Genomic DNA, 10,116 nt, shown 5'->3' with positions numbered 1-10,116 from the left:
GGTTGGGTGTCGAGCGGGGTTTGCTCGACGTTGGCGACGGCGGCTGCGGCCAGGGCCGCTTTGCTGGGCCAGCGGCGGTAGAGGGCCTGGCGGGTGGTGCCGGCTTCCAGTGCGACCGCGGCGATCGACATGCCCTCGTAGCCGAGCACCGCCAGTTGGCGCTTGGCGGCGGTCAGGATGCGGGCGTCGATGGCGTTGTCACGGGCCCTCCCCTGGCCCGCGGAACGGGCTCCGACCTGTGGCGTTCTGTTCCGGTGCACGTCTGGATTGTATCCATGCAATACAACCCTGTACCGTATCGATGAAGGCGATGGCCACGGGGAAGTCGCCGTCACGAAGGGGCTGCAAACACATGATCAATAGTGATGACGCCGATCCAGCAGCTCTGTTGAAGCTGCTCGCGGACGTCCGCCAGGTCCAGCGCCACATCACCGACGCCCTGTCTGGTACCGACGCCCACATCCACTCCCACGCCGATCACGCCGATCACGCGGGCACGAACGCCGCCGAACCGGAACCGGAACCCGGACCTGAACCCGAGTTGCTTCGCAGTGTCCTGATCCAGCTGGCAGACTCGGTGATCAGGCCACTGACTCTGCTCGCGCCGTCCGGGACTGACGCCGGCACGGACGCCGGCACCGAAGCCAGCAATGGCGCCGATACCGCAACCGCACCCACCGAAGCGACGCCCGCCGGGCACCGGCCCATCGACGCCGAAGTCTGGCGCCTGGCCCAAGCCGCCACCGACCTGCGCGCCGCCGCGGGAGCACCGACCCAGCTGATCGAGGCCACCGCCGCGCTTCAAGACCTGACCTGTCGTCTGGCCGCCAGCCCGGAAGAGACCGCGGTGCGCATCAGGCAGCTGGCAGAGCTCCAGTCCAACCTCCCGAACACCATCCAGGCCGCCGCCGACGGCCCCTACCTCGTCACCAACGCCGACACCGTCACCACCTGGCTCGGCGAACCGCTCCCGGTCCGTCCCCAACTGGCCCTGTGCCGCTGCGGCGCCTCGGCGACCAAGCCGATCTGCGACGGCGCCCACGCGACCAACGGCTTCACCGGCGCCAAGAATCCGACCCGGGTCGCCGACCGCCGCGACACGTACCCCGGTCAGCAGGTCACCGTCTACGACAACCGTGGCGTCTGCGCGCACTCGGGCATGTGCACCGACCGCCTCCCGACCGTCTTCCGTCAGGGCCGGGAGCCGTTCGTCGCGCCGAGCGGCGGCCGCATGGACGAGATCGTCCGCGCCGTCCGTGCCTGCCCGTCCGGCGCCCTCAGCTTCGCGATCGAGGACCGCGAGGCCCGGGAGCAGGTGGACCAGAACCGGCCGCCGGCCGTCGAGGTCTCCAAAGACGGCCCCTACCGGGTGACCGGCTCGATCCCGCTCATCGGCCCGGACGGCGAACCGGAGCCGCGAGCCGAGGGATCCTCGACCGAGCACTACAGCCTGTGCCGCTGCGGCCAGTCCCAGAACAAGCCGTTCTGCAGCGGCATGCACTGGTACGTCGACTTCCAGGACCCGCCGGCACCGTCGGAGCCCACGCTCTTCCAGTGGTGCGGAGGCCTGCCGGCGCTGACCCGGATGACGCGCCTCTTCTACGAGAAGCACGTGCCCAAGGACCCGCTGCTCGCCCCGGTCTTCGCGAACATGTCGCCGGACCACCCCGAACGCGTCGCGGCCTGGCTCGGCGAGACGTTCGGCGGCCCGGCCCGCTACACCGAGGACTACGGCGGCTACGACCGCATGGTCAGCCAGCACATGGGCCGCGGACTCACCGAGGAACAGCGCGCCCGCTGGGCACAGCTCATCGTGCAGTCGGCCGGGGAGGCCGGGCTGCCCAGCGACCCCGAGTTCCGCGCGGCGTTCGTCTCCTACATCGAGTGGGGATCACGCATCGCCCTGGAGAACTCCCAGCCGGGCGCGCACCCGCCGATGCACATGCCGGTCCCCCGCTGGTGGTGGGTCTGCAACGCCACTCCCGACGCGAGAGTCTCCGCCCTGGCCGTCCAGACCGAACCGGAAGGACCCGTCATGACCCTGCCCGCCGACAACGAACCGATCAGCTTCGACAAGCACATCAAAACCCTGTTCCGCCCGATGGACCACCAGTCGATGAAGTTCGTCTTCGACCTGTGGTCCCACGATGACGTCAGCCGGCACGCCGAGGCCATCCTCGCCCGGCTCCGGCAGGGGTCAATGCCCTGCGACGGGGCGTGGCCGAAGGAGCGGACCGACGCCTTCGAACGCTGGATCCAGGCCGGCAAGCCCGCGTAGTGCCCACGAAGGCCGTGGCGGCGGTGTGATGGGTCGCCGCCACGGCCTCAGCCCTGGCACCTACTTCCGCTCCCGATCGCTGGTCACGATACGCAGCGCCAGCACCGGGCAGACCGTCACCGCGTGCTCGGCGTGCCGAAGCAGATGGTCCGGGACGGGATGCGGGTTGAGGACCGGATAGTTCCAGGGATCGCGCGTGATCATCTCGGGGAACGCCTCGATGCACAGCGCGTGCCCCTCGCACTTGATCGGATCCACCCGCAGGGTGCGGTCGCGCTGTCGTCTGGGCATGTCACACCTCCGCCGGGACTCGGCCGCCGGTCCGCGTCGCAGTCCGCTCCGGTGTCGGCACCGGGAGGATCGGGGCGCGCCGAAGCCCTTGGCAGGGACCACGTTGAGCGTGCGTCCGGACGTCGGCCGCGAACTCTGTCAGGGCACTGTTGATGAGGCGCACGGCACCGTCCGGGTGTCGGCAGGCGCCGCGACCGGTGACGTACGGCGACAACGCGGTGATGGTCCCGGCTGGCTTGCGACCGCCGCGATGCGCCAGAACGGTTAAAGCGTCGGCGAGCGCCGGCAGGCCGTTCAGGCATGGCCCGCACTGGTTCGCACTCTGCTCAGCCAGGTACTGCGCGATCCGCGCGGTCTCGGCCAGGCCGCAGGACGTCGCGGGCAGCGCCAGGAAGATCCCGGCGCCCATCGCCGCACCCGCGGCTTGAAGCCCGCGCGAGGTGATCGGTGCCGCCGCGAAGCGATCGGCACGCAGCCAGGCGCCGAAGTAGCCACCGGCCAGAACCGCTTGCAGGGGCTCGGAAGGGCCGCCGGCGACCGCCAGCAGATCGGCGCCTGCCACACCGAGTTCGACCTCGTACACACCCGGCGCGGCGACGGCCCCGCCGAGGGTGACCAGCACGGTGCCGGGGGCGTCCGGCGTACCCGCGGAACGGAACCAGTCGGCGCCGTGCCGCACCGCCAAAGCGAGCTGCGCCAACGTCTCGACGTTGTCGACCAACGTCGGCCGACCCCGGACGCCACGCTCGAAAGGACGGGGCGGGGTGGACAGCGGTAGCGCCGGGCCGCCGTTGAGCAGGTGCACGAGCGAGCTCTCCTCGCTGGCGACGTAGCGGTTCGGGACCTCGGTCACGGTGAGCTCGACGTCCGGCAGTCCGGCGGTCCGTCGCTCCGCCTGGGCACGTTGCAGCATCCTGAGAAGGTCGTCCTGTCCTTCGTGCACGCACAGATAAGCATGATCGGCACCGACCGCCCGCGCGCCGAGCGTGATCCCGTCCAGGATCAGATGCGGCGCCTTCGTCAGCATGCTGCGATCCTTGGCGCTCGCCGGCTCGCCCTCGCACCCGTTCGCGATCAGGACCGCTCCCGATCGGCGCGCGTTCCCCGCGACCGTCCGCAGTTTCCGCCCGGTCGGGAACGCCGCTCCCCCGCGTCCCGTCAGGCCGGACCGCTCGACGATGTCGATGATGTGCGCGGCATCGGTGGCCGGCAGCGGGCCGTGGCATCGGACGTGCGCGGCGAGATCGGCGTACGCGGCCCCGGTCGCCGTGAGGCGCGGCCCGGCGCTCATGACGCGCTCGCTGACAGCGACCCGCTCAGGGCGGTTCCGGGTAGGGAGAGGTCGAGGCTGAGCGTGATGCGGCTGCCGCCGCTGTCCGTCACGGTCGCCTGAATACTGCCGCCGTTCAGCGCGGACACCTGGCCGGTGTACTGCTGCGGGCTCGATGTGGGGCCGAAGGAGACCTGGCTGCTGGTCATCTGCACTCCTCCTCCGGAGGCCGCGGGTCCGCTGATGACGACTTGGAACACGACCGGATCGGCGCCCCGGCCGTTGAGAGTGACGGTGCTGGTGCCGGAGTTGGACGAGGCGGTTCTGGTGGTCCCGGAAACGTTCGTGGAGAAGGGGAGCGTCGGCAGTTGTGAGGTCTGCGCCGAAGCCCCGGACGCCGGGGCCTGCACTCGGGCCAGCAGCACGGCCGGCGTCCCGGACCGCGAAGCCCAGCCGGGGCGAAGCGGGCCGGTGACCGTCCAGACCAGGCCGACGATCACCACGACCGCCGCGGTCACCCCGGCGACGACCCGGGCGACGGCGTGTTCGGGCCAGCCGGACACGAGCCGCCGGCCGCCGGCCAGGATCACTGCGGCCACGCAGGCGATCGTCACGCCGAGGACGAACGGTTGTCTGGCGTCCGAGCCGGTCCCCAGGCTGTGGATGACTGCTGAAGGCCAGCAGGCGTAGGCGGCCCAGTGGACCAGACGCCATAGTCGGGCACTGATTCGCGTGCGCAGCAGGCTGGTGATCGTGACCGCGATCAGCAGGTCGAACGCGACCGTGCCGAAGCCGAGCCACAGCGGTCGGTACGACGAGGCGAACGGCACGATCACCGACAGCCAGCCGACCGGCGCGTAGCTGTCGACGACCGCGGTGAGGATGTGCAAGGCGAGGAAGGCCAGGACCAGCAACGAGAGGTTGCGGTGCACGCCGAGCGTCACCAGCCGGGGCCAGCGCCGCGAGGCCGCGCGCACCTGCACGACGATGCCCAGCACCACGCTGCCGGTGAGCAGGATCAGGGCGATGACGCCGGTGGCCCGGGTGGCGTACCAGAGCCAACTGTTCGAGGCGACCACGTTGGACGCGAGGATCATCCGCCGCCGCCGGGGTTCGGGTGGGGGTTGGGACGGTGGTGCGGATGGCGGTGGTGGCGCCGGTGGCGCGGGATGAGGCGCTGGCCGGTCCAGTTCGAGATGACCACGGTCTTCGGCGGGTCGGCGTCCGCCGCGCCGGTCACACGGGTCGCGCCAGCTGTGCCGGTCAGGCCTGCCGTGTCCGCCGCGCCGGTCACGTCGGCCATGCCGACCGTTCTGGTCGCGCTGGTGGTGCTGGTGGTGCTGGTGGTGCTGGTCGCGCCAGTCACCTCGGTGAACTGTGGCAGGGCACTGATCGCGGGTGCGGCGGTGGACACCGAGTCGGCCGGCCAGCCGCCGACCGTCACCACGGAGCCGTCCACGTGCACCAGCCGCGCGGGCACCCGCATCCTGGCGAGCCATTCGGCGGCGGCGTGCCCGCGCACGATCGAGGCGGTGGCCGCGACGTTGGCGTCCAGGCAGCTGGCCGAGGCGACCGAGGCGGTGCGCCAGGCTCCGTCGGTGGGGCGGCCGGTGCGGGGGTCGACGATGTGGTGCACCGTGATGCGCTGCGAGGCGGTCTCGTCCGACCAGATCTGCCAGGCCCGGACCGTCGTGCTCGATGTGGCCAGGCCGCCCTCGGTGATGACGACCGTCTGGCCGGGGACCTCCTCGCCGCTGCGGTGGTCGTCGGTCACCCGGACGTGCCAGCCGCCCTCGGGCGCCGGGCCGCGGACGGCGATGTCCCCGCTCAGGCTGACCAGGACGCCGCAGCCCGCGGCCGCGGCGGCGTGTCCGGCCGCCCGGTCCGCCGCGAGCGCCTTGGCGGTGGCGCCGAAATCCAACGCGGTCCCGGCCGGGATCCGGACCGTGGACCGCGTCGCGTCCCAGATGACAGCGGTCCAGCGGGCCCCGGCGCGGGCCACCGCCGTCCGCACGGGGCCGGCCACGAGATCGGCGAAGTCCATGTCATAGCCGAGCGCTCGGACGGACGCACCGCACAGCGGGTCAACGTCCCCATCGGTGATCCGGGCCGCCCACAGCGCGGCGGCCAGGGCTTCGGCGAACAGCGGACCGACCTCGACGGGCTGCCCCGCGTCGGCGTTCACCCGCGAGAGGTCGGAATCGTCGCGGAATCGACTGCACGCCTTGTCGATCGCGGCGACTTCGGCGCGAACGGCCTCGGCCGCGTGCTCGATCGCCTCGGGGTCGGTGGTGAGGACTACCGCGAGGCCGCCGAGCGCCGCGAACTCGGCGCGGCCGACTTTCGCCGCCGTGGGGCCCGGAGCCATGGCGGTCAGGACCCGCCGGACGTGACGTGGCTGCCGTTGCCGGATCCTTGCTGCGGCACGGTGTTGGGGCTTTGGACCCCACCGCTGTTGCCAGAGTTCGATGATCCGTTGTCGCCCGAGGAGTTCGAGCCGCCTGAGGAACCTGAGGATCCGGAGGTGCCGCCGAGGTTGAGGTGCGGCAGGTGGTTCGGCAGCACATGCGCGAAGCCGGCCCCGATCGCCACCGCCCCGATCGCGGCGACGCCGCCGATCCGCCAGGTGGTGTGGCTGACTTTGCTGACCGCCCGGTCGCGGGCGGCGATAGCGTCGCGCGTTCTGGCATCCATCGGCTGGGCTCCCATTCGGACGCTGTCCGCCGTCGGGGCCGGCCCGCCGCGCGGTGAGGATCATGCCAATCAGTACGCCACCAGACTTACCCGGCACACATGAGAAACAGGTTCGGAAGTTCTTCAGAGAAAGTAAAGATCTTCAGCACGGTCATCAGCCGCAGCTCAGGAGGGGCGCCGGGGAAGACAGTCGCGAGTCGGCTCACCGCCAGGCGGATGACAAGTGCGCGGCCGCCATGGCGAACACCAGGCCGCCGGCCAGTCCGGCCACCGTCACCGACCAGCGCAGGGCGCTCCCGCCGACCGCCGTCGCCGCCCCGCGCACTCGGCGCACGCCCAGGACGTCGGAGGCGACCAGGCGCGGGAGGCGCCAGAGGTAGGCCAGGACGTGGATGGTCATCGCGCCGGCCCAGACGATGAAGAAGCCCTTGTGCAGGAACAGCATCGGCAGCCCGGCGACCGTCTCGGACTTGGCGAAGCCCAGCAGGATGCCGGTCACCAGGACCGCGCACGAGGTCAGGACCACGAAGGGACCCAGCACCCGCAGCGCGATCATCGGCGGTCCCTTGCGGACGTAGGCCGGCTCGTGGGTGTAGTAGCGCGCGAAGCGGTAGAGCGTCGAGCAGATCTTCACGCACACCGGGCCGACCAGCAGGAAGCCGAAGAAGTAGTGCCAGTAGAGCAGGCCGCCGAGCTGGAGGATCGTCACGCCCTCGATGGCGAACAGGACGAGCAGCAGGGTGCCGGTGATGGCGGTGAGGCGTTCGTTGCCTTCGGCGCCGGTGTCGTCAGCGGTCCCAGCCGTATCAGCCGTATCAGCCGTATCAGCCGACTCGCCGCGGACGTGGGCGCGACGTCGAGACTGAATCGGCGCAGACACGGTCACACGGGTCCTTCCGGCGATGGCGGGGGCGGTCGGGACACAGCATGGCGCGTCGGTTCTTCAGAAAAGGCAAAGAAAACCGCTGCACATATATAAGGAGTCGGCCCCGAGCGCGATCAGCCGTCAGAAGGTGCTGCTGAGGACGCCGCGGGCAGCTCCACGACCACGGTGAGTCCGCCGCCGACGGTGTCCGCCAGCCGGACCTCGCCGCCGTTCGCGGTGACCAGCCGGTCCACGATCGCCAGGCCCAGGCCGCTGCCCGAGCCGCTGCTGGCGCCGAAGCGGCGGAAGGCGGACTGCTTGGCCGCCTCGCTCATCCCGGGGCCGTCGTCGATGACGTGCAGGACGACGCGGTCGCGCTCGCGGTCGGCGACGGCGTCGACCCGGACGTGCCCGCCGGTCGGGACGGCGGCCAGAGCGTTGGCGATGACGTTGTCGAGGATCTGCTCCAAGTCGCCGGGAGCCAGCGAGGCCGCCGCGCGGCTCGCGGAGGGGGCGATGAGCTGCTGGCCGTGCTCGCGCGCCACCGGTTCCCAAGCCGAGACCCGCTCCGCGGCGACCTCGGCCACGGGGACGGCCACCCGCCGGGCGACGACGGCTTCGGCGCGGGCCACGGCGAGGAGGCCGTCGACGAGGCGGGACAGGCGCTCGATTTCCTCTTGGACGCCGGCCAGTTCGGCGGCGAAGTCGGGGCCGGGCCAGGTGACAGGGCTTTGATTTGGTGGGGTGGTGGTCGGCGATTCCGGACCGGCCGCTGCGACTTGCTGTTCTGGCGCGACTTGCTGTCCTGCCGCGGCTTGCGGCGCTGTCGCGACTTGCTGCTCTGCCGCGACTTGCTTCTCCACCGCAGCCTCAGCAGCCTCCCCGGCCAGCACATCCAACCGCAGCCGCAACGCGGTCAGCGGCGTCCGCAGCTGATGCGACACGTCCGCGACCCACCCGCGGTGCGCATGCACCAGCGTCTCCGTCCGCTCAGCCATGCGGTTGAACGTCCGCGCCAGCCGCCGCACTTCCGGCGGGCCGCCCTCGGTCGGCGCCCGTACATCCAGCGCGCCGTCACCGAGCCGGGCCGCCGTCGTGTCCAGCGCCAACAACGGCCGGGACACCCAACGCGCCAGCGCGAAAGCCAGCGCCACACCGAGCGCCAGGCAGGCGACCGCGGTCAGGGCCAGCCAGCCCCACATCACATCGACCCGGTGGTCGAGCGATTCGGCCGAGCGGGCCAGGACCACCGCGCCGGAGTCGTCCTCGTCGCCGACCGGGACCGCCGCACGGAGCCAGTCGCCGGAGCGTGCGGTGGTCTCGCTTTTGCTCGACAGGGTGCGAGTCGCTAGGGCGATGGCCGCGGAATCCTTGGCGGTGCCACAGTTCGTCGCCGTGACGAGCGCGCCGGTGCCGGCGAAGACGCCCACACAGTCACCGTCCCGTTCGGCGGCGGCGACCGCCTCGTTCATGGCGTCCGGCGGGTGGTGGTCGACCAGGGTCTCCTCGGCCGCCGCGGAGACCTGGCGGGCCGCCGAGATGGTGGCGAAGCGGAACGACTCCTCCTCGCGGGACTGCATCGCCGCGCCGAGCGGCAGGACGGCCGCCACCAGCAGCACGGCGACCAGGGCGGCGAAGGCGAGGGCGATGCGGCGGGTCACCGAGTCAGTCCTCTGATGGTGCCGACGATGCCGGCGCGGTGGCGATGCGGCCGAGCCGGAACCCGCGCCCGTAGACCGTCTCGACCAGCCCCTCGACCCCGAGCTTGCGGCGCAGGGCCGCGACGTGGACGTCGAGGACCTTGGTCGGGCCGTACCAGTTGGCGTCCCAGGCCCGCTCCAGCAGTTCCTGGCGGGAGACCACGCGGCCGGGGTCGGCGGCCAGGCACTCGAGGATGTCAAACTCCTTAGGCGTGAGCATCACCTCGGCACCGGCGACGGTGACGCGGCGGGTGCGCGGGTCCACGGCGAGCGGGCCGTACCCGTACGTCACCGCGCCGGCCGGGCGCACCCGGCGCAGCACGGCGCGGACCCGGGCCAGGAGTTCGGCCAGGCCGAACGGCTTGACCAGGTAGTCGTCCGCGCCCTCGTCCAGGGTGGCGACCCGGTCGCGCTCCTCGCCGCGCGCGGTGACCACGATGATCGCGACGTCGCCGCGCCGCCGCAGCCGACGGCAGACCTCGACCCCGTCCAGGTCCGGCAGCCCCAGGTCGAGCAGCACCACGTCGGCCGGCGGCGCGGCCAGTGCGTCGGCGCCGGTGCTGGCGGTGTCGACCACGTAGCCGGCCCGGGCCAGGCCGCAGACCAACGACTGGGCGATCCCGGCGTCATCCTCGACGACCAGGATCCGGGCTCCGGCTCCGGCTCCGGCTTCGGCTTCGGTTCCGATCCTGTCCACAGCTCCAACCATAAACGCCTGACCGGTGAATCCCCGCTGACCACGAGCTCAGCGCCCGAATGAGGCGAAACCGCCAGAGCCCGGCACTACGGCGCGGGTCGTAGACACCGGTCATGCGCCGCCGCCCGGCCGCGGTGGAAGCCTAGCGTGCGGCATGCGACACGCACGGTCACCATCAACGGACCTATCCGTAATTGGTTTCGCGGCCATCTTCGCGTAGTGCTTGTTTACCGCCAGAGCATTGACATGGAGGTTCTGACTTCACAAGACTCACGCGGCGACGGCCGTCTTCACCCGCCCCCGGACCCACCCGGTCCGGGG

At 71.6% G+C, this 10,116-nt stretch carries 10 protein-coding genes; 1 reads left to right on the top strand and 9 read right to left on the bottom strand.

The window, feature by feature from the left end; translation table 11 throughout:
• Positions 1–260, bottom strand: a 260-nt coding sequence (locus KGQ19_RS52385; RefSeq protein WP_212021120.1) for a helix-turn-helix domain-containing protein, incomplete at its 3' end; no start/stop codon positions are given.
• Positions 261–352: 92 nt separating this feature from the next.
• Between KGQ19_RS52385 and KGQ19_RS44910 the strand changes: the two genes are divergently transcribed.
• Entirely contained in the window at positions 353–2,278 is a 1,926-nt protein-coding gene (locus KGQ19_RS44910) for a CDGSH iron-sulfur domain-containing protein (RefSeq protein ID WP_212021118.1), read from the top strand.
• Positions 2,279–2,338: 60 nt separating this feature from the next.
• On the opposite strand, the gene KGQ19_RS44905 is transcribed toward KGQ19_RS44910, so the two are convergent.
• The 8 genes from KGQ19_RS44905 to KGQ19_RS44870 all read right to left on the bottom strand — a co-directional run bounded on the left by KGQ19_RS44905 (position 2,339) and on the right by KGQ19_RS44870 (position 9,807).
• Positions 2,339–2,569 (bottom strand): ferredoxin, encoded by a 231-nt coding sequence (locus KGQ19_RS44905; protein WP_212021116.1) that lies wholly within the window; start codon positions 2,567–2,569, stop codon positions 2,339–2,341.
• Position 2,570: 1 nt separating this feature from the next.
• Entirely contained in the window at positions 2,571–3,860 is a 1,290-nt protein-coding gene (locus tag KGQ19_RS44900) for an NADH-ubiquinone oxidoreductase-F iron-sulfur binding region domain-containing protein (protein WP_212021114.1), read from the bottom strand.
• Positions 3,857–4,936, bottom strand: coding sequence for a ferric reductase-like transmembrane domain-containing protein (locus KGQ19_RS44895; protein ID WP_212021112.1), 1,080 nt, complete (start codon positions 4,934–4,936; stop codon positions 3,857–3,859). Before KGQ19_RS44895 ends, KGQ19_RS44900 begins: the two co-directional genes overlap by 4 nt.
• Positions 4,933–6,207, bottom strand: a complete 1,275-nt coding sequence (locus KGQ19_RS44890) for an FAD:protein FMN transferase (RefSeq protein WP_212021110.1) — start codon at positions 6,205–6,207, stop codon at positions 4,933–4,935. Before KGQ19_RS44890 ends, KGQ19_RS44895 begins: the two co-directional genes overlap by 4 nt.
• A 5-nt stretch (positions 6,208–6,212) precedes the next feature.
• On the bottom strand, positions 6,213–6,533 hold the full coding sequence (locus KGQ19_RS44885; protein WP_212021108.1) for a hypothetical protein: 321 nt from the start codon (positions 6,531–6,533) through the stop codon (positions 6,213–6,215).
• A gap of 202 nt (positions 6,534–6,735) precedes the next feature.
• The gene (locus KGQ19_RS44880) at positions 6,736–7,413 is read right to left on the bottom strand and encodes a hypothetical protein (RefSeq protein ID WP_212021105.1); all 678 of its coding nucleotides are present in this window, start codon (positions 7,411–7,413) and stop codon (positions 6,736–6,738) included.
• 119 nt (positions 7,414–7,532) lie between these two features.
• Positions 7,533–9,059: a sensor histidine kinase gene (locus tag KGQ19_RS44875; RefSeq protein ID WP_212021103.1), complete on the bottom strand. Its 1,527-nt coding sequence runs from the start codon at positions 9,057–9,059 to the stop codon at positions 7,533–7,535.
• A gap of 4 nt (positions 9,060–9,063) precedes the next feature.
• The gene (locus tag KGQ19_RS44870) at positions 9,064–9,807 is read right to left on the bottom strand and encodes a response regulator transcription factor (RefSeq protein ID WP_212021101.1); all 744 of its coding nucleotides are present in this window, start codon (positions 9,805–9,807) and stop codon (positions 9,064–9,066) included.
• Positions 9,808–10,116 lie beyond the last annotated feature (309 nt).

Source organism: Catenulispora pinistramenti (genome assembly GCF_018274385.1).
Classification (GTDB): Bacteria; Actinomycetota; Actinomycetes; order Streptomycetales; family Catenulisporaceae; genus Catenulispora; species Catenulispora pinistramenti.
This window is presented reverse-complemented; position numbering and strand designations above follow the sequence as displayed.